The following is an 18,361-nucleotide window of genomic DNA, read 5'->3' on the forward strand; positions in this document are numbered from 1 at the left end:
CGATACGCGGGCTCCTATCCGCGCTCAAAACACAATCTGTATTATTTAATTGGTCGAAACAAATACGTTTTGTACTAATCTGGTTTTACGGATTTGACCATAAAAAAGGAGTTTACGTCACCATGGCAATCACCAGCACCGACCTGCCCGACGAGCCAATGGATACCACCCTCAACTCGCCACAGGGCTTCGCTGCCGCACAGCGCGCGCTCGATCATTACTTGAAACCAGCCGTGTCAGCAGAGCCCGAACAACCGCGCTTTTTTGCTGTAAACAAGAACGTCAGCAGCGAGGAGGCACTTGTACATGCCTCTGACCTGATGCGGTGCGCGGCCTCCGTTGCCTATGAGTCGGCCAGTAACCTTCGAGGCGCCAGCCGGGACCTGACGCTGTCGACGGTGCACCTGATCGATATGGCCAGGGCCATGGTGGATCGGTCGCTTGACGAAGGTAAGAAGGGCTGAAACGAAGGCACCAGGAAAGAATTTCCCTGGCGAACAGCGAAAAGCGCTTGACTTGCAAACGAGAATGATTATTATTTCATCATCTGGTCGCGAGATCAGTCGATGGACCAAGAGACCTTAGGTCGGTCTCCTGGACTATCTCCTCATCAGGCTAATCACGGTTTTTGACCCGGCTTTTTGCCGGGTCTTTTTTTGCCAGTTATTCTGGCTTTTGGCTTCAGGCTAATGAAGTCTTCAGGCACTGCAAATTCGATGGCGCGGATGATATCAAAAGAATGTTCCTTGGCAAGGGAGGCCCGGTAACATTGGGCCAAACTATTGATAAATAGCACTTGAGAATCAATCGCACAGTCTCTAAGCTGCGTCGGCGTCAAGGAGGACGCCCCCCAAATTCCTGGCAATTTCCCCGATTTTTCCCTTCCCTGCGTGTAAAGTAACAGCCATAAAAATCATATTCAGGAATCGACTATGACCGTGGCTAAATCCTCTTTCGACATCAGCGCAAATTTCGACAGCGGCAATATTGAAGTGATCGATATCAGCAATCCGCTGCAAGCGTTGCTGGCCATTCGACCCGATACCCGCAGCCCGCACTTCCAGTGGTTCCACTTCAAGGCCAGCGGCCTGCACGTGGGCCAGGAGCACTGGTTTCGCCTGAGTAACGCCAGCAAGTCCTCCTATAACAAGGCCTGGGACGGTTACCAGGCCGTTGCCTCGTATGACCACGTCAATTGGTTCCGGGTACCCACCATCTTCGAAGGCGACTGCCTGCGCTTCAGCCTGGAAGCCACTGCTACCCATGCCTGGTTCGCCTACTTCGAACCCTACAGTCGCGGGCGGCACGACTGGCTGATCGAGCAGGCGCTGACCAAGGCCGGCACCGAGCTGCTGGCTACCGGTAAAAGCGTCGAAGGCCGGGACATCCAGCTTCTGCGCAAAGGCACCGGAGCCCAGGGTCGACGCAAGGTGTGGATGATTGCCCAGCAGCACCCGGGCGAACATATGGCCGAATGGTTTATGGAAGGTGTGATTGAGCGCCTGGAAAAACACGACGACCCGGTCCTCAACAAACTACTGGCCAGTGCCGATCTGTACCTGGTGCCGAACATGAATCCGGACGGCGCCTTCCATGGCCACCTGCGCACCAATGCCATGGGCCAGGACCTGAACCGCGCCTGGCAGAACGCCAGCCAGGAAGTCAGCCCCGAAGTGCTGTTCGTGCAACAACGGATGGAACGCTACGGCGTTGACCTGTTCCTCGACATTCATGGCGACGAAGAGATTCCCTACGTGTTCACCGCCGGCTGCGAGGGCAACCCTGGTTACACCCCGCGGCTCGCCAAACTCGAAGAGCAATTTCGCAGTCATTTGAAGCACCTTACCAAGGACTTCCAGACCAAGCACGGCTACACCCGCGATGAGCCGGGCAAAGCCAACATGACCCTGGCGTGCAACAGCGTCGGCGAGAAATTCGACTGCCTGTCGCTGACCCTGGAAATGCCCTTCAAGGACAACGACGACGCGCCGAACCCGCTGACGGGCTGGTCGGGCAAGCGCTCCAAACAGTTGGGCAAGGACGTGCTGACGACTGTTGCCGACATGGTTGACGTGTTGCGCTGATTGGCTATGGCCGCAGCTGCAGCTGCGGCCATCGAAGTCAGGCGCGGTCCTTGCCCCGCAGCATGCTGTCGAGCACCTCGTCACGGCGCACCCAGCCATGGAACAGCGCCGCCGCCAGGTGCAGCAACACGGTCAGGAACAGCAGGTAGGCCAGGTACCCGTGGGCCTTGCGCAAAATGGCAAATACCTGCGCGTTGGCCGGCACAATCGAAGGCAGCTGCAACGAACTGCTGAGCATTACCGGATCGCCCGCCGCCGAAATCATTGCCCACCCCAGTAGAGGCAGTACCAGCATCAATGCGTATAGCAGCAGGTGCGAGCCTTTGGCCGCGAGCACTTGCCATCCCGGCAAATCGGCAGGCAGTGGCGGCTGTCGAGTGGAGAAACGCACGACGATGCGCACGATCACCAACACCAGAATGGCGATGCCCAAGGGTTTGTGCAGGTGGATCAGCCACTCATGACGCTCGGACACCGAGGCAACCATGCCTGCCCCAATAAACAGCATGGCAATAACCATCAGTGCCATCAGCCAGTGCAGCAACCGCGCCAATGGCGCGAAGTGGTTCGGTTGAGTGCTCATTGGCGAGCCTCCTGTTGGGCGGCGGGCAACTGGCTGACTTCACTGGTACGACGCAAGTAGGAACTGGCATAACCGGCTGAACGAGCGGCGAGCAGTGGATCGCCCGAGCCCTCGATGCCGGCAGGTAGTACCAGCGGGTCATAGTTGATGTCCCGGCACTCGCCACTGAGTTGCGGCTGGACGTTTTCGAGCACCAGAGTCCCGGCATTTACCACCTTGCGCCCTTCGGGCCAGGCCTTGCTGGCATCGTCTACCGGATCACCGGGGTTGGCCAGGGTGATGTTCAGCTGCCAGCGCAACGGCCCGGCGCCCATTCGCTGGGCCAGGTCCTGCTCGAGAAAATCGGTGCCTTGCGGCGCCGTCGCACCGGGTGAGTCCTGGGCAACCGGCACCATGCTCCAGCGCACCGCCTGGCGCTGACCGGCGGCGTTGACCAGGTAAAACGCGTTCACGCTGTTGTAGGTTTCAGTCACGTAGCTGGCCGACGGCTTGGCGGTCTTGATCCACGCCAGAAACGGCGCAGCTTCCGGATGCGCGCCGAAGAATGCTGGTACCGCCGCAGGGTCGGGTTTCCCGGTGGCGGGTACGGGTGACTGGGCCTGCTGCAATTGATAGAAGGCTTCGGGGGTGCCAACCGGGAACACCGGCATGCTGTTCATCCCGGTGCGCCATTGTTGTCCATTGGCCTGGGTAAAGCGCAGCGCCATGCTGCGGATCGGCACGCTGCTGTCCGGTGCGTAGGGATTGCCAGCCGGCAGCGCGAACCGCCCGACCACCGGGGTGCGTGCTTCATTGAATACCTGGGCGCTGGAGTAGCTGCGCGCCTCGCCGCTGCTCTCGAAATGCCCGATCACACAAACACCTTTGGAGTGGTTGCGCCGGTACCCCGGGTGCACGCCGTTGTTGGTTTCCAGCACGTTGATCAGTTTTTTCGGCGTCAGCCGCTGTGGGTCAAATGTGCCGTTGACGTAGGCAAAGGCCCCGGCAACGGCGGCGACCACCAAAGCGATACCGCCAAGGCGCAACACCAGGCTGGTCGCGCTCAGCGGTGGCCGGGTGGGCGGTGATGAGCGATCTACCATGAAAGACTCCAGGGCCTGTGGCCGCAAGTGAGAAGAATCAAGCAGACGAACCCCCGGACGGTTTATTCCATCACCGGGTGTTTATTTAGTCGCGCGTGGAATAACCTCCAACGCCGAGCGTCTTCCTGGTCCACAGCGTAGTGACTAGTCAGAACTTCATGAACGATATCGACGAACAACTGAGTGAAATCATTCCCAGGTTGAGGCGATTTGCGCTGTCCCTGACGCGTAATCCCAGCAGCGCCGATGATCTGGTGCAGACCTGCCTGGAGCGCGCACTCTCACGCTGGAGCGACAAACGCCCGGAGGGAGACTTGCGCGCCTGGTTGTTCTCGATTCTCTATCGACAGTTCCTCGACGCCCACCGGCGCTCCCGGCGTTATGCGCGAATGCTCGAATTTTTTACCGGCCGTGAAGAAGCCGAGCCGTCTGCAGAGCGCACGGTGATCGCGCAATCGACGCTCAAGGCCTTCGACCAGCTCACCACCGAGCAACGCGCACTGTTGCTGTGGGTATCAGTCGAAGGCTTGAGCTACAAAGCGGTGGCCGAGATTCTCGAAGTGCCCATTGGCACCGTGATGTCCCGCCTGTCCCGCGCCCGCCAGGCGTTGCGCCAGCTCAGCGAAGGTGAAATCACCCGCCCTGCCCTGCGGAGACTCAAATGATCAGCATGCCCCCTGACGAGCGTGATCTGCACGCCTACATCGACTGCCAGCTCAGCGCGGCGGACCGACTTCTGGTTGAAACTTATCTGACAAACAATCCGCCCGTGGCCGCCACCGTGCGCGCCTGGCAGCAGGATGCCCAACAGTTGCGAGCCGACCTGAGCGGCGCGCTGCAGCAACCGGCCAATCCGCAGCTGCAGCCGGCGCTCATTCGCCAAGGGCTCAAGCGCCAATCCCGCCGTCACCTGGCCAGCGCCGCCGTACTGCTGCTGGCCGTCGGCGTTGGCGGTTTCAGCGGCTGGCAGGCCCGGGAAATGACCCTGCTCAGCGCTGCGGCACCGATGGCCGATGCCATGCAGGCGTATCGTCTGATCGCACAGCAAGGCCTGTTGCCGGCGGACTTCAAAGTCGGCGAACAGGGCGACATGCAGGCCTGGCTAGACCGTTATTTCACCCAGGCCAACCGTCTTCCCGACCTCGCTCACGCCGGCTTCAAACCGGTCAGCGGGCGCCTGCTCAGCACCGAGCAAGGGCCGGCGGCGATGGTGGTCTACGAGAACCGAAACGGACAGAAGATCAGCTTCTACGTGCGCCCGCCAGGGCCGAAGAACTTCCTGCTACCCCGAGGCAGTCGCAGCGATGGTGAGCTGCAGGCCGAGTACTGGTCAGGTGCCGGGTATAACTATGCAATGGTCAGCCCCAGCGATACGCCGGCGGCGCAGTTGCTCAGGCAAACGAAAACGTTTTGACCCACAGCGCTGGAAGCAAAACTACCCATTTGGTTAAACTGTGCCGCCGCCGCGCGGGGCGCCGGCGAGAAAATCACGGGGTGACATTCCAGTGGCTGTTCGACCACCCAAGCGTTTGCGACTCACACCACGTTGGCCCGCACTGCGCCGCCTGTTTGCCAAGGCATCGACTACACCGGTGGCCAGCGCAAGGGTGATCCACGACTACTTTCGCCACAAGGCGCATGCCCAAGGCTATACCCTCAGCCACAGTCAGCAGCGCGTGATCGATTGCATGGCGCACTACGCCCCCTTGCTGCCAGGCTCAGCGCAGCGAAAACTTCCCGGGCTGTATCTGCACGGCGCCGTGGGGCGGGGCAAGAGCTGGTTGCTGGACGGTTTTTTCCAGGCCGTCCCTATCGCCGAAAAACAGCGGCTGCACTTCCATCAGTTTTTTGCCCAACTGCATCAGGAAATGTTCACTCATCGCGAGCAGACCGATGCCATGGAGCTCAGCCTTGACCACCTGCTGGACGGTTGTCGGGTGTTGTGTTTTGACGAGTTTCACGTCCACGATATCGGCGACGCGATGCTCATCACCCGCTTGTTCCAGGCGCTGTTTCGCCGAGGCATCCTGCTGCTGGTCACCTCAAACTATCCGCCGGAAGGCTTGCTGCCAAACCCGCTGTACCACGCACGCTTCAAACCGGTCATCGACCTGATCAACTCGAAAATGCAGGTCATGGAAGTCGGCGGGCCCCACGACTACCGCAGTCAGGCGCGGCACCACGCCCAGCAAGTCTTCACCCAAGGGCATTACCTCTGGCCGGACACACTGCAGATCAGACGCCGGTTGAATTTCCCCGAGGCTGATGCTCCGCCCCTGCAACTGTCTGTCGGCACCCGTCAAGTGCAGGCCCGCTTCAGCGATCGGCGCACGATCGGATTCACTTTCACCGACCTGTGTGAACACCCCACGGCCGTCATGGACTACCTGGAACTGTGCCGACAGTTCGACCACTGGATCATCGTCGACCTGCCCCTGCTCGCCGACACCACCATCGCCGCGCAGCAGCGGTTTATCAACCTGGTCGACGTGCTTTACGATCAGGACAAACACCTGACGTTGGTCAGCCAGCATTCGCTGAGTGCGAGCCTGGGTGGTGATGCAATCGACCTGGCGCGAACCCGCAGTCGGCTGGGGCAGTTGATGGAAATCAATGAGTTGAATTGATCATTCTTCGCCTTGAATGCCAATCGCGAGCAGGCTCGCTCCCACAGGTGCTCGGAAATCATTGTGGGAGCGAGCCTGCTCGCGATTGGTACAGTCACCACATGTCTCGCTATCATGCGGGCGCCCCTCTCCAAATGAATAGCGAATCGATTTCATGGACACCCTTGACCAACTGCGCGCCGGCCAACTGGCGGGCAGCACCCGCCTTGATCTCGCCTGCGGCCTGAGTGACTTCCCCCGGGAAATATTCGACCTGGCGGACTCCCTTGAAATCCTCAACCTCAGTGGCAACGCGCTCAGCCAACTACCAGACGACCTGCATCGACTGACCCGCCTGCGGGTGTTGTTCTGCTCGGACAACCTGTTCACCGAACTGCCCGCATGCCTGGGCCAGTGCAGTTCATTGACCATGGTCGGTTTCAAGGCCAACCGCATTACGCAGGTTCCGGGCAGCGCACTCCCGCCATTGCTGCGCTGGCTGATCCTGACTGACAACTGCATCAGCGAACTGCCGAGCGAACTGGGCGCGCGCCCGCACCTGCAAAAACTCATGCTCGCCGGTAATCAGCTCCAGCGCTTGCCTGACAGCCTGCAACACTGCCATCGACTGGAACTGATCCGGGTCGCCGCCAACCAGCTAACCGAACTCCCCGAATGGCTGCTCACCCTGCCAAGCCTGACCTGGCTGGCGTACGCCGGTAACCCGCTGGAAACCGAGGCCGACGCTGCGCTGCTTGAATCAACTGCCGTCATCCCCTGGCCGGCATTGCGCCTTGAGCAGCAACTGGGCGAAGGTGCTTCCGGGGTGATCCATCGAGCGACCTGGACCCGACCAGGCGCTGGGGAGCTGCCAGTGGCGGTCAAACTCTACAAAGGTGAGATGACCAGCGACGGTTCGCCCTTGCATGAAATGAACGCGTGCATCACTGCAGGCGAGCACCCCAACCTCATCCGGGTCGAGGGACGAATCGTCGACCATCCACAGGCTCAGGCCGGACTGGTCATGGAGCTGATAGAGCCGAGCTTCCGCAACCTGGCGGGTCTGCCGAGCCTGGATTCCTGCAGCCGCGACGTCTACGCCGATCACACCCGCTTCAGCGCCAGTGTGGCCCTGCGCATCGCTCGCGCCATCGCATCGGTGGCCGAACATCTGCACCGCCAGGGGATCACCCACGGCGACCTCTACGGCCACAATATTCTCTTCAACGAGCGGGGTGACTGCCTGCTGGGAGACTTTGGCGCGGCGTCTTTCCACGCGAAGTCAGACAGTGTCGAAAGCCGTGCCTTGCAGCGACTTGAAGTACGCGCCTTTGGGGTACTGCTGGGGGAATTGCTGGAGCGGATCGATTCGGGCTTGACCGCGCATGGCCGTGAACAACTGGAGCAATTGCAACAGCGTTGCTGTCAGGCGCAGGTGATGGAGCGGCCCGGGTTTGGCGAGGTGGTCCGGGTTCTACAGGATCTGTGACCGGCACAGACCCTGTCGCACCAAACTCGCTCCCACGACCCGTGGGAGCAAGCCTGTACGCGATAGCGGTATTACCAAAGAAACCGATTAACCCGCCAAGCCGACAAACATGTCCTGCACATCATCATGGTTGTCCAGGCCTTCGAGGAAAGCCTCGACTTCAGCCATCTGTTCGTCGCTCAAGCCACTCACCGGGTTCTTCGGCTGGTAGCCCAGCTTCGCCGACAGTACGGTAAAGCCGTGCTCAGGCAAGGCTTTCTGAACCGCATCGAGGTCCGCAGGCTCGGTCAGGAACAGGGTCGTGCCCTCTTCTTCGCCCGGCTCAAAATCCTGTGCACCGGCTTCGATTGCGGCCATTTCCGGATCAGCATCCGGGCTGTCCGGGGACGCCTCGATCATGCCGACATGGTTGAAATCCCAGGAAACCGAACCCGAAGCGCCCAACTGGCCCTTGCGAAAGGCAACACGAATCTCGGCAACAGTACGGTTGATGTTGTCGGTCACGCACTCAACGATCAGCGGCACCTGATGCGGGGCAAAGCCTTCGTACGTCACACGATGGTATTGCACGGTTTCGCCGAGCTGTCCCGAACCTTTCTTGATCGCACGTTCCAGGGTTTCGCGAGGCATGGACGCCTTCTTCGCCTGCTCCACCACCAGGCGCAAATGCGCGTTAGTCGCGACATCGGCACCATTGCGCGCGGCAATCGTGATTTCCTTCACCAATTTGCCGAAAATCTTGCCCTTGGCATTGGATGCCGCTTCTTTGTGTTTAACCTTCCACTGTGCGCCCATTACTCACTCTCTTGTCTGTGGCGCCGAAACATCTATTGGCCGACGCTTTGTGCAAGTTTATACGGCCTAAAGTCGGCAATCGACCAAAAATTCCACCGGTCTGATCGCCATGATGGACAGGCTTCTTCAATGATGGTGGCTCCCACAAGGAAATGCGCTAACCGGCTGTGGGAGCAAGGCTCGCCCGCGATGGCCGCACTGCGGTCTATCCGCCCGGCGCCAATTCAAAGAATGCCTGGATCAAGCGCAAATCCCGCCGCCGCGCCATGCACCCCATCATGTGCCGATTCACCAACCCCTCGCCCATGATCGGCACCGCCGTCACCCGCGGGTCATGGCTGACTTCCACCGAAGACACCACGCCAACGCCCAACTCAGCCGCCACGGCTTCGGTCACTGCCTCGCGGCTGTCCAGCTCCAGTAATACCCGCGGACTGACACTGGCCTGGAGGCAGGCATCATCAAAGGTTCGACGGGTAATCGAACCCGGCTCGCGCAACACCATGATCACCTCGTGCAGCTCCTTGAGAGACACCTTCAAACGTTGCGCCCAGGGATGATTGTGCGGCACCAACGCGCACAGCCGTGATTCGCTCAACGCTTGCAAATGCAGGCCTTTGCGTGGCTCGACCTCAGTGAGTACGGCAATGTCCGCATGCTCGGACAACAACGCAGCCAAGGTCTCCTGGGCGTTACCCAGGCGCAGGTTCACCGTGATTCCGGGGTACCGGGCGCGCAAACTGGCAAGCATCGGCATGACCAGGTGCGGCCCGTCCGCCGCCACCTCCAGGCGCCCGGTAAGCAACTGCCGGTTAGCCTCCAGCATCACCTGCGCTTCCTCGGCCAGGCCAAACATCGCCCGGGTGATCGCCGCCAGTTTGGTGCCTTCCTCCGTCAGTTCCACCCGTCGCGCAGTACGGCGCAACAAGGTGATCTGGTAATGCTCTTCCAAAGCCTTGATGTGCCCGGTGACTGCCGGCTGGCTGATGAACAGCCGCGCAGCGGCCCTTGTGAAGCTGCCTTCGCGCGCCACCGCATCGAAGGCGCGTAGCTGGAACAGGTTCATGAATAACCCTCACTGATGACTGGCATAACAACAAACAATTTGATTGATAGCACGGCAAATTGCAATTTAAGTCCCGTAGCTTCATGCCATCGATTGCGAGGACACGAGAATGAGTACTGCCGAGCCCATCCTGCTCACCCCTGGCCCGTTGACCACTTCGGCGCGCACCCGTCAGGCGATGATGGTCGACTGGGGTTCATGGGATGACCGCTTCAACCACCTTACCGCCAGCCTCTGCGAGCAATTGCTGGCAATCATCAACGGCGGCGAAAGCCACCACTGCGTGCCACTGCAAGGCAGCGGCACCTTTGCGGTAGAAGCGGCCATCGGCACTTTGGTACCCCGTAACGGCAAGGTGCTGGTGCTGATCAACGGCGCCTATGGCAAACGTCTGGCGAAAATCTGCGAAGTCCTCGGTCGCTCTTTCAGCACTTTCGAGACCGCCGAAGACGAGCCCACCACGGCGGCCGATGTCGACCGTCTGTTACGGGCGGACGCCAGCATTACCCACGTCGCGTTGATTCACTGCGAAACCAGCACCGGCATCCTCAACCCGCTGCCGGAAATCGCCCAGGTCATCGCGCAACAGGGTAAACGCCTGATCATCGACGCCATGAGTTCCTTCGGGGCCTTGCCGATCGACGCTCAGCAGGTGCCGTTCGATGCGCTGATCGCCGCCTCGGGCAAATGCCTCGAAGGCGTACCGGGCATGGGTTTTGTTTTCGCACGCAAGGAAGCCCTGGCCAATGCCGCCGGCAACTCCCATTCCCTGGCCATGGACCTGTTCGACCAGCACACCTACATGGCCAAGACCGGCCAATGGCGCTTCACCCCGCCGACCCACGTGGTCGCGGCGCTGCATGAAGCCCTGCTGCAATACAACGAAGAAGGCGGCTTGCCGGCCCGGCACCAGCGCTACGCCAACAACTGCCAGGTATTGCTCGACGACATGGCCAAACTGGGCGTGCGCAGCTTTTTGCCCGCTGCGATCCAGGCGCCGATCATCGTCACTTTCCATGCGCCAAAGGACCCGCGCTATCAGTTCAAGGAGTTCTACGAACGGGTCAAGGCCAAGGGTTTCATTCTCTACCCCGGCAAACTGACCCAGGTCGAAACCTTCCGCGTCGGCTGCATCGGCCACGTCAACCAGGCCGAGATGCACGCGGCTGTGGCGGCGGTGGCTGAAGTGCTGCGGGAGATGGAAGTGCTCGAAATCTAGTGCTCCTGCTCGCGATGACGCCTGATCAGTCAACACACCGTGGAATGAAAGACTGCTTTGCCGAGCAGGCTCACCCCTACATAAAGCCAATCATTTGAACATTGTGCCCACACAGGAATTCGTCACCATGAACTACAACAACCCAACCAAACTCCAGGCCGCCATCCTCGACTGGGCCGGTACCGTCGTCGACTTCGGCTCTTTCGCGCCGACCCAGATCTTCGTCGAAGCCTTCGCCGAGTTCGACGTCCAGGTGTCCATCGAAGAAGCTCGCGGGCCGATGGGCATGGGCAAGTGGGATCACATCCGCACCTTGTGCGATCAGCCACAGGTTGCCGAGCGTTATCGCGCGGTGTTCGGACGCACGCCCAACGACGATGACGTCACCGCCATCTACAAACGCTTCATGCCCCTGCAGATCGAGAAAATCGCCGAGCATTCGGCGCTGATCCCCGGCGCACTGGATACCATCGCCAACCTGCGCCAACAAGGCATCAAAATCGGTTCCTGCTCCGGTTACCCGAAGCAGGTCATGGACAAAGTGGTCGAGTTGGCGGCCACCAACGGTTACGTCGCCGACCACGTGGTCGCCACCGATGAAGTTCCGAACGGTCGCCCATGGCCGGCCCAGGCGCTGGCCAACGTGATAGCCCTGGGCATCGACGACGTTGCCGCGTGCGTGAAGATCGACGACACCGTGCCGGGCATTCTCGAAGGACGTCGCGCGGGAATGTGGACGGTTGCCCTGATCTGTTCGGGTAACGCACTGGGCCTGGACTACGAGGGCTATCGCGCCCTCGGCAGTGACCAGCTGGACAGCGAGCGCCAGCGCATTCACGCCATGTTCGAAGGCTCGCGCCCGCACTACATGATCGACACGATTTCGGACCTGCCCGAAGTCATCGCCGACATCAACCAACGCCTGGCCAACGGCGAAATGCCTCAGACCCGTTGATCACGCTGTCGTGATCCTCCAAGGCGCCAGCCCCCGTCGGGCCTGGCGCCTTTTTTGTTGGCTGAAGATTGACCCAGGGCATTGAAAGAAGCATCGCGACAGGCGCACGGGACGAAACGGGCTTACAGTTAAGGCACACCGTCGAAAGAGCGGTGAACCTGCAAACCGCCCGTGAGGAATACCTGTATGCCGTGGAAGAGTTCTGAATCACGTTACAGTACCGTATCCATCACCTTGCATTGGTTGATGTTGGTCCTGCTGGCGCTGGTGTATGCCTGTATCGAGTTTCGTGGAGCGTTCCCCAAAGGCAGTGGCGGGCGGACGTTGATCACCGAATCGCATTTCATGCTCGGCCTGACGGTCTTCGTCCTGGTCTGGCTGCGCCTGTTGGCGCGCAGTGTCGGCCCCGCCCCCAGAATATTCCCGGCCTCACCGCGCTGGCAAAACGCACTCGCCAAGGCGATGCATTGGGCGTTATATCTGTTCATGATTGCCATGCCGATACTGGGTTGGCTGACCACCAGCGCCAAGGGCCACCAAGTGATGTTCTACGGCTTTGACCTGCCGCTACTGATCCCGGAAGACAAGGCGCTGGGGAAACAGATCGAGGGCTGGCATGAGCTGGGTGGCACGATCGGCTACTGGCTGATTGGGCTGCATGCACTGGCGGGGCTTTATCACCATTACGTGGTGCGTGATAACACCTTGTTGCGGATGATGCCTAAACGGGGCTGAGGCGAACGCGGGGCTCAGGGACTTGGCGCCGCCTGAAATCCTCGCCGGCCTTGCAAGCCGCCCGTATGGATGAAGATCAGGCGCGACCCTGGCTTGAGTTTGCCGGCGTCGATGTGCTGTTTTAGCGCGAGCAATGCCTTGCCGGTGTAGAGCGGTTCCAGTGCAATACCGCTGGCCTGCTCGGTCTGCTCGATGAATTCAAGCAACGGCGCATCGACCTTTGCGAACCCGCCGCGACTGGCGTCGAGCAATTGATAAGCGCTGTGGGGCGAACCGGCCTGCTGCATGATTGCTTCGACCTGCTGCTCCACGCCATGGTCATCCGGTACCGCCAGCGCGCCGTGGACCGGATGCGCACCCGCCTCCGCGAGCACCAGGCCGGCCAGGGTGGTACCGGTGCCACAGGCCAGCCACCAGCCGTCGTAACCACTCCAGCCCAGGCCATGCAATTGCTGGGCGACCATCGACTTGAGTTGCATGCAGCCTTTGGCCCCGAGCAAACCGCCGCCCCCTTCCGGCACCGCCAGCAAGTCTGGATACAGGGCGCGCCAAGGCTCCCAGAACCCTGCCTCATGCCGCGCGCGATAACCGCCATAACCCAGCCAGTGCAATTGCATGCCGTACGCCTGCAGGTCTAGAACGGTGGGCGTGTCCTGGGGATGACCGCGCAACAGCCCGACGGTGCCGAAGCCGAAGCGCTTGCCTGCCGCCGCTAATGCGTGGAGATGATTGGAGTGCGCGCCGCCGAGGCTGATGATGCCCTTGGCACCGACGAGGTCTGCGGCCTTGAGATGCTCAATGAGCTTGAACCATTTGTTGCCGCTGATCAGTGGGTCGATCTGGTCGAGGCGCAGGACGGCGACTTCGATACTGGATCGTGAGAGCCAATCGAGCTGAAGGGGTTCGAGGGGGGCGTGGGGGAGCCAACTGGAAGGAGGAAAAAGCATTCGCGTCTGATTGTACTTGGAAAGAGCCAGCATTCTAGTCGCTTGAAGGACGCTATCGCGAGCAGGCTCGCTCCCACACTGAATCTGTGGGAGCACGCCTGCTCGCGACAGCCATTGGCACGCTGGACCTGCTGTTACAACTGCGCAGCCAGTCGCGAACCCTGGTTGATGGCGCGCTTGGCGTCCAGTTCGGCCGCCACATCCGCGCCGCCGATCAGGTGCACATTCTGTCCCGCCGCGACCAGGCCATCGTGCAACTCGCGCAATGGGTCCTGCCCGGCGCAGATCACGATATTGTCCACCGCCAACACCTGCGGCTCGCCGGTTTCGCCAATGCGGATATGCAAACCCTCATCATCGATCTTCAGGTACTCGACACTGTTGAGCATCTGCACCTGTTTGTTTTTCAAGCCGGTGCGGTGGATCCAGCCGGTGGTCTTGCCCAGACCGTCACCGACCTTGGATTTCTTACGTTGCAGCAAGAACACTTCACGGGCCGGAGCGTGGGGCTCTGCCTTGATTCCGGAAACGCCGCCGCGCGCCTGCAGAGCAGTATCGATACCCCACTCTTTCCAGAACGCTGTCCGGTCCAGGCTGGTCGATACGCCTTGGTGCACCAGGAATTCCGAGACGTCGAAACCGATACCCCCCGCACCGATCACCGCCACGCGCTTGCCTACCGGTTTGCGCTCGAGGATCACGTCCAGGTAACTCAACACCTTGGCATTTTCCACCCCCGGAATCGCTGGCGTTCTCGGCGCGATACCGGTGGCGAGAATGATCTCGTCGAAACCGCCCTCCACCAGTTGCGCGACGTCTACACGGGTGTTCAGGCACAGTTCCACGTGGGTGGTCTGCAGCTTGCGCCCGAAATAGCGCAAGGTTTCGAAGAACTCTTCCTTGCCCGGCACGCGCTTGGCGATGTTGAACTGGCCGCCGATCTCACTCGCCGAATCGAACAGCGTCACCTGATGACCGCGCTCTGCGGCCACGGTGGCCGCCGACAAACCGGCAGGACCGGCGCCGACGACGGCAATTTTCTTGATCTGCTGCACCGGCAGGTAGTTGAGCTCGGTTTCATGACAGGCCCGCGGATTCACCAGGCAGCTGGTGAGTTTGCCGCCAAAGGTGTGGTCCAGGCACGCCTGGTTACAGCCGATGCAGGTATTGATTTCATCGGCGCGGCCAGCGGCGGCCTTATTGACGAAGTCGGCGTCGGCGAGGAATGGTCGCGCCATCGACACCATGTCGGCGTCGCCTTCGGCCAGAATCTGTTCGGCGATTTCCGGTGTATTGATGCGGTTGGTGGTGATCAGGGGAATGCTCACCGAGCCGCGCAGCTTGGCCGTGACTTTGCTGAACGCGGCTCGCGGTACCTTGGTGGCGATGGTCGGGATGCGCGCTTCGTGCCAGCCGATACCGGTGTTGATGATGGTCGCGCCAGCCTGTTCGATGGCCTTGGCCAGGGTGACGATTTCTTCCCATGAGCTGCCGCCTTCCACCAGGTCGAGCATCGACAGGCGGAAGATGATGATGAAATTCGGGCCTACCGCTTCGCGCACTCGCCGGACGATTTCCACCGGCAGGCGCATGCGGTTTTCGTAGCTGCCACCCCAGCGGTCGGTGCGATGGTTGGTGTGAGCCGCGAGGAACTGGTTAATGAAGTAACCTTCGGACCCCATGATTTCCACGCCGTCGTACTCGGCTTTCTGTGCCAGGGTCGAGCAGGTGACAAAATCGCTGATCTGCTTCTCGATGCCTTCCTCGTCCAGCTCTTTAGGCTTGAACGGGTTGATCGGCGCCTGGATGGCACTCGGCGCCACCTGCTTGGGGCTATAGGCATAGCGGCCAGCGTGCAGGATCTGCATGCAGATCTTGCCACCGGCCTCGTGCACGGCGCGGGTGACGATCTGGTGTTTGAGTGCCTCTTCCTCGGTGGTCAGCTTGGCCGCGCCGGAGTAAACCCCGCCCTCGTCGTTCGGGCCGATGCCCCCGGTGACCATCAGGCCGACACCGCCACGAGCGCGTTCGGCAAAATACGCCGCCATGCGCTCGAATCCACCCGGCTTCTCTTCAAGGCCGGTGTGCATCGAGCCCATCAGGGTACGGTTGCGCAGCGTGGTAAAACCCAGGTCCAGCGGGGCCAACAGGTGCGGGTAATAAGCGGCGGCCATCGGTAACTCCACAACGAGCGATCACGGAAAAAGTGCAGGAGCTCTACGGCCCCGTCATTCATGCTGAACAGACTAAGAGCCGCGCCGCCATCGCTCAATGACCGAAACTGACAACTTATTGATCCAAATGTGCAGCGCCCCTTGGCAAGCGCCGGCATGGGCCCTACCCTACTCGCGAACCCTGCACACGGCCGTTGACTGTTTTCCCATGCGCAAACTTCTGTACCTGACCTTATCCATGGCATTGATTGCCGCCCTGACGACCTACGCGATGTGGGCCGCAGACCGTCCCGTGGGACATTACCTCTCCGACCTGCGCATTGATCTCGCGGTCGACCAGGGTGTTCCGGGCACTCATGGCAACCTGTTGGGTATCCAACCCGAGTTGTTCCCCACCGATTATCAAAGCCCGGCGCGCCTGCATCGCAAACTGGCGGCTTACCTGCAAAAGGCCGAACAACAGGGCCTGCTCAACGAAAAAACCATCGTCGTGCTGCCGGAACACGTCGGCACCTGGCTGATGGTGAGCGGCGAAAAAGACGAGTTGTACCAGGCCACCACGCTGAAGGAAGCCATGAACTGGCTGGCCGCGAGCAACCCCTTGAAGTTCGCCCGGGCCTGGATCGGCGCCGAAGGCGACAATCGCCTGGATGACGCGCATTTGCGAATGAAGGCCAAGGGCATGGCCAAGGACTACCAGGCACTCTTCGGTGGCCTGGCGAAAGAATTCAACGTGACCCTGGTCGCAGGGTCCATCGTGCTACCCGAACCGAGCATCATCGATGGCAGGCTGAGGATCGGCCGTGGTGCGCTGTTCAACAGCAGCGTGGTGTTTGGTCGTGACGGATTGCCAATCGGCCAGCCACAACGGCAGATCCATCCGGTGTTCGATCAAAGTGATGTGATCGCTGCCAATGGCGAGCACGCCATGAATGTCGTCGACACGCCGGCCGGACGCCTGGGCGTACTGATCGGCAGTGACAGCTGGTACCCGGACAACTACCGCAAACTCAACGAACAGGGCGCGCAACTGGTAGCAGTACCGGCCTATGTCATGGGACGCGGCGCCTGGGATCAACCATGGCGCGGCTACAAAGGGCTGGCCACTCCGAGCTCGGTCAGCCTCAAGGCCGGTGAGCTCAGTGAAGGCCAGGCCTGGCAACGCCTGACCCTTACTGCGCAACCACCGAGCAGCCAGGCCATCGGCGGCATGAGTGTGTTCCTGCGTGGCCAGTTCTGGGACAAGGGTAGCGCCGGGCATAGTTTTCTCAGCAGCAACGGCCAGCATTTTGCCGACGGCGATGCCCGTGGCGCACGCCTGCTGAACCTCTGGTTGTAGGCCATGAAACCGCTGCCGATGCGCCTCGGAGACCTGTCGGTGGGCTTCGTCCACAGCCTGGCCGATGCGGTGCGCAGCCACGACCTGGACCCACAGCCCTTGCTCGAGCAATACGGGCTCGACGCCGCGCGCTTGAGCGAAGCCGGTGCGCGGTTATCGATCCCTCGCTACATGCGCCTGGGCCACAGCGCAATCCAACTGACCGGCAATCCCGCACTGGGTCTGCGCATGGGCCAGCTCAGTCGCCTGAGTCAGGCCGGCCTGGCGGGCATCACCGCCGCCCAGGCTCCGACAGTACGCGAAGGAGCCCGCTGCCTGAGTCGCTTTGAAGCCTTGTACGGGTCCAATTACCGCGGCCAATCGAGCTTTCACGAAGACGCCCAGGGTGCCTGGTTGCGGTTCTATTCCATCAGCCCGTACAACAGCTACAACCGCTTTGTGGTGGATTCGATCATCTCGGGCTGGTTGCATCAACTGTCGAGCCTGTGCCCTGCCCCGTTGCGCGCCGAACGCATCGAAGTCGAGTTCCAGACCCCGGACTACGCGCAAGCTTACGAAGGCCTGGGCGACTGCCCGATTCAGTTTGGCAGCGAGCACAACCAGCTGCGCTTGAGCCTTGCCAGCCTCGGCCAGCGTAACCCGGAGCACTGCCCCAGCACTTGGCGCCACCTGTTGCAGCTGTGTGAGCGGGAACTGGAACAATTGACCCGCACGCGCAGCCTGCGTGAACGCATCACTCAGCTGCTGGGGCCGTTATTGAATGGCGGCCGGGAACCCGACCTGGAAGAAGTGGCGGCACGCCTGAAGCTGCCCACCTGGACCTTGCGGCGCAAGCTTGCTGAAGAAGGCACGCAGTTTCGTGCAATCCTCAACGATACCCGTCGCGACCTGGCCATGACCTACATCCGTGACACCGAACTGGCATTCGGAGAAATCGCCTATTTGCTGGGCTTCGCTTCAGCCGAAGCCTTTCAAAGGGCCTTCAAGCGCTGGAGCGGCCAAACCCCCGGCGAATTTCGCCGAAGCCATCGCCAATCAGCCTGAGGCCTAGAGCTCGGTAGCGTCTTCGGCAGGTTCCAGCGGATCGAGTTCGAATGCCTGGTACTCGAGCAGTTCTTCTTGATAATCGTCCATTGTTACATCCCTCACTGCTCGTTAAAAAAAACGCCTGAATAAATGACCAGCGCCTTGAGCATAAAGTGCCCGCATGAAAGAAAAATGACGCAGGTGCGCCGCTCGGCGGCTACCGATTAAAACGTAGCAGGCGTCAGGGAATTTATCGCGGGG

General features: G+C 60.7%; 18 protein-coding genes. 11 read left to right on the plus strand and 7 right to left on the minus strand.

Annotated elements, in window-relative coordinates; all coding sequences use genetic code 11:
* Positions 1-122 precede the first annotated feature (122 nt).
* Complete coding sequence (locus tag AAEZ05_RS15340; RefSeq protein ID WP_205892935.1) at positions 123-464, plus strand: DUF6124 family protein; 342 nt, start codon at positions 123-125, stop codon at positions 462-464.
* A 155-nt stretch (positions 465-619) separates the two neighbouring features.
* Here AAEZ05_RS15340 and AAEZ05_RS15345 read toward each other — a convergent pair whose 3' ends face one another.
* A complete protein-coding gene (locus AAEZ05_RS15345; RefSeq protein ID WP_205892934.1) occupies positions 620-838 on the minus strand; it encodes a hypothetical protein in 219 nt (72 codons plus the stop codon).
* 94 nt (positions 839-932) lie between these two features.
* Here AAEZ05_RS15345 and AAEZ05_RS15350 point away from each other — a divergent pair, with 94 nt between their 5' ends.
* Positions 933-2,084, plus strand: coding sequence for a M14 family metallopeptidase (locus tag AAEZ05_RS15350; RefSeq protein ID WP_350647915.1), 1,152 nt, complete (start codon positions 933-935; stop codon positions 2,082-2,084).
* A 37-nt stretch (positions 2,085-2,121) separates the two neighbouring features.
* Here the strand turns inward: AAEZ05_RS15350 and AAEZ05_RS15355 are convergent, their stop codons facing one another.
* Together AAEZ05_RS15355 and AAEZ05_RS15360 are read right to left on the minus strand one after the other, a co-directional pair.
* Complete coding sequence (locus AAEZ05_RS15355) at positions 2,122-2,667, minus strand: cytochrome b (protein ID WP_045060181.1); 546 nt, start codon at positions 2,665-2,667, stop codon at positions 2,122-2,124.
* Positions 2,664-3,749: a catalase family peroxidase gene (locus AAEZ05_RS15360; RefSeq protein ID WP_350647917.1), complete on the minus strand. Its 1,086-nt coding sequence runs from the start codon at positions 3,747-3,749 to the stop codon at positions 2,664-2,666. The genes AAEZ05_RS15355 and AAEZ05_RS15360 overlap by 4 nt, the downstream gene beginning before the upstream one ends.
* 158 nt (positions 3,750-3,907) lie before the next feature.
* On the opposite strand from AAEZ05_RS15360, the gene AAEZ05_RS15365 reads away from it, so the two are divergent.
* From AAEZ05_RS15365 to AAEZ05_RS15380, 4 genes are all read left to right on the plus strand, one after another.
* On the plus strand, positions 3,908-4,414 hold the full coding sequence (locus AAEZ05_RS15365; RefSeq protein ID WP_045060179.1) for a sigma-70 family RNA polymerase sigma factor: 507 nt from the start codon (positions 3,908-3,910) through the stop codon (positions 4,412-4,414).
* Positions 4,411-5,163, plus strand: coding sequence for an anti-sigma factor family protein (locus tag AAEZ05_RS15370; RefSeq protein ID WP_045060178.1), 753 nt, complete (start codon positions 4,411-4,413; stop codon positions 5,161-5,163). Before AAEZ05_RS15365 ends, AAEZ05_RS15370 begins: the two co-directional genes overlap by 4 nt.
* A gap of 91 nt (positions 5,164-5,254) precedes the next feature.
* On the plus strand, positions 5,255-6,376 hold the full coding sequence (gene zapE / locus AAEZ05_RS15375; RefSeq protein ID WP_350647920.1) for a cell division protein ZapE: 1,122 nt from the start codon (positions 5,255-5,257) through the stop codon (positions 6,374-6,376).
* 154 nt (positions 6,377-6,530) lie between these two features.
* Positions 6,531-7,844, plus strand: a complete 1,314-nt coding sequence (locus AAEZ05_RS15380; RefSeq protein WP_350647922.1) for a leucine-rich repeat-containing protein kinase family protein — start codon at positions 6,531-6,533, stop codon at positions 7,842-7,844.
* Between the two features lie 87 nt (positions 7,845-7,931).
* Here the strand turns inward: AAEZ05_RS15380 and AAEZ05_RS15385 are convergent, their stop codons facing one another.
* Positions 7,932-8,639 carry a YebC/PmpR family DNA-binding transcriptional regulator gene (locus tag AAEZ05_RS15385; RefSeq protein WP_350599777.1) on the minus strand — a complete coding sequence of 236 codons (708 nt, stop codon included), beginning with the start codon at positions 8,637-8,639 and terminating at the stop codon, positions 7,932-7,934.
* Positions 8,640-8,844: 205 nt separating this feature from the next.
* On the minus strand, positions 8,845-9,705 hold the full coding sequence (locus AAEZ05_RS15390) for a LysR substrate-binding domain-containing protein (protein WP_045060174.1): 861 nt from the start codon (positions 9,703-9,705) through the stop codon (positions 8,845-8,847).
* Between the two features lie 109 nt (positions 9,706-9,814).
* Here AAEZ05_RS15390 and AAEZ05_RS15395 point away from each other — a divergent pair, with 109 nt between their 5' ends.
* The 3 genes from AAEZ05_RS15395 to AAEZ05_RS15405 all read left to right on the plus strand — a co-directional run bounded on the left by AAEZ05_RS15395 (position 9,815) and on the right by AAEZ05_RS15405 (position 12,614).
* Complete coding sequence (locus tag AAEZ05_RS15395; protein WP_045060173.1) at positions 9,815-10,924, plus strand: 2-aminoethylphosphonate--pyruvate transaminase; 1,110 nt, start codon at positions 9,815-9,817, stop codon at positions 10,922-10,924.
* Between the two features lie 127 nt (positions 10,925-11,051).
* Positions 11,052-11,879 (plus strand): phosphonoacetaldehyde hydrolase, encoded by an 828-nt coding sequence (phnX, locus tag AAEZ05_RS15400; protein ID WP_205892927.1) that lies wholly within the window; start codon positions 11,052-11,054, stop codon positions 11,877-11,879.
* A 186-nt stretch (positions 11,880-12,065) separates the two neighbouring features.
* Entirely contained in the window at positions 12,066-12,614 is a 549-nt protein-coding gene (locus AAEZ05_RS15405) for a cytochrome b (RefSeq protein ID WP_350647925.1), read from the plus strand.
* A gap of 14 nt (positions 12,615-12,628) precedes the next feature.
* Here the strand turns inward: AAEZ05_RS15405 and AAEZ05_RS15410 are convergent, their stop codons facing one another.
* Positions 12,629-13,561 carry a 1-aminocyclopropane-1-carboxylate deaminase/D-cysteine desulfhydrase gene (locus AAEZ05_RS15410; protein ID WP_350647927.1) on the minus strand — a complete coding sequence of 311 codons (933 nt, stop codon included), beginning with the start codon at positions 13,559-13,561 and terminating at the stop codon, positions 12,629-12,631.
* Positions 13,562-13,695: 134 nt separating this feature from the next.
* On the minus strand, positions 13,696-15,735 hold the full coding sequence (locus AAEZ05_RS15415) for an NADPH-dependent 2,4-dienoyl-CoA reductase (RefSeq protein WP_045060170.1): 2,040 nt from the start codon (positions 15,733-15,735) through the stop codon (positions 13,696-13,698).
* Positions 15,736-15,943: 208 nt separating this feature from the next.
* Between AAEZ05_RS15415 and AAEZ05_RS15420 the strand changes: the two genes are divergently transcribed.
* Both AAEZ05_RS15420 and AAEZ05_RS15425 read left to right on the plus strand, forming a co-directional pair.
* Positions 15,944-17,074: a carbon-nitrogen hydrolase family protein gene (locus AAEZ05_RS15420; protein WP_045060235.1), complete on the plus strand. Its 1,131-nt coding sequence runs from the start codon at positions 15,944-15,946 to the stop codon at positions 17,072-17,074.
* 3 nt (positions 17,075-17,077) lie between these two features.
* Entirely contained in the window at positions 17,078-18,118 is a 1,041-nt protein-coding gene (locus AAEZ05_RS15425; RefSeq protein WP_350599785.1) for an AraC family transcriptional regulator, read from the plus strand.
* Positions 18,119-18,361 lie beyond the last annotated feature (243 nt).

The sequence above is a fragment of the Pseudomonas sp. HY13-MNA-CIBAN-0226 genome (assembly GCF_040310305.1).
GTDB lineage: Bacteria > Pseudomonadota > Gammaproteobacteria > Pseudomonadales > Pseudomonadaceae > Aquipseudomonas > Aquipseudomonas gregormendelii.

Coding starts and splice junctions, on each gene's coding strand:
- AAEZ05_RS15340 (WP_205892935.1), top strand. CDS start 123: ATGGCAATCACCAGCACCGACCTGCCCGACGAGCCAATGGATACCACC.
- AAEZ05_RS15350 (WP_350647915.1), top strand. CDS start 933: ATGACCGTGGCTAAATCCTCTTTCGACATCAGCGCAAATTTCGACAGC.
- AAEZ05_RS15355 (WP_045060181.1), bottom strand. CDS start 2,667: ATGAGCACTCAACCGAACCACTTCGCGCCATTGGCGCGGTTGCTGCAC.
- AAEZ05_RS15360 (WP_350647917.1), bottom strand. CDS start 3,749: ATGGTAGATCGCTCATCACCGCCCACCCGGCCACCGCTGAGCGCGACC.
- AAEZ05_RS15365 (WP_045060179.1), top strand. CDS start 3,908: ATGAACGATATCGACGAACAACTGAGTGAAATCATTCCCAGGTTGAGG.
- AAEZ05_RS15370 (WP_045060178.1), top strand. CDS start 4,411: ATGATCAGCATGCCCCCTGACGAGCGTGATCTGCACGCCTACATCGAC.
- AAEZ05_RS15380 (WP_350647922.1), top strand. CDS start 6,531: ATGGACACCCTTGACCAACTGCGCGCCGGCCAACTGGCGGGCAGCACC.
- AAEZ05_RS15385 (WP_350599777.1), bottom strand. CDS start 8,639: ATGGGCGCACAGTGGAAGGTTAAACACAAAGAAGCGGCATCCAATGCC.
- AAEZ05_RS15390 (WP_045060174.1), bottom strand. CDS start 9,705: ATGAACCTGTTCCAGCTACGCGCCTTCGATGCGGTGGCGCGCGAAGGC.
- AAEZ05_RS15395 (WP_045060173.1), top strand. CDS start 9,815: ATGAGTACTGCCGAGCCCATCCTGCTCACCCCTGGCCCGTTGACCACT.
- phnX (WP_205892927.1), top strand. CDS start 11,052: ATGAACTACAACAACCCAACCAAACTCCAGGCCGCCATCCTCGACTGG.
- AAEZ05_RS15405 (WP_350647925.1), top strand. CDS start 12,066: ATGCCGTGGAAGAGTTCTGAATCACGTTACAGTACCGTATCCATCACC.
- AAEZ05_RS15410 (WP_350647927.1), bottom strand. CDS start 13,561: ATGCTTTTTCCTCCTTCCAGTTGGCTCCCCCACGCCCCCCTCGAACCC.
- AAEZ05_RS15415 (WP_045060170.1), bottom strand. CDS start 15,735: ATGGCCGCCGCTTATTACCCGCACCTGTTGGCCCCGCTGGACCTGGGT.
- AAEZ05_RS15420 (WP_045060235.1), top strand. CDS start 15,944: ATGCGCAAACTTCTGTACCTGACCTTATCCATGGCATTGATTGCCGCC.
- AAEZ05_RS15425 (WP_350599785.1), top strand. CDS start 17,078: ATGAAACCGCTGCCGATGCGCCTCGGAGACCTGTCGGTGGGCTTCGTC.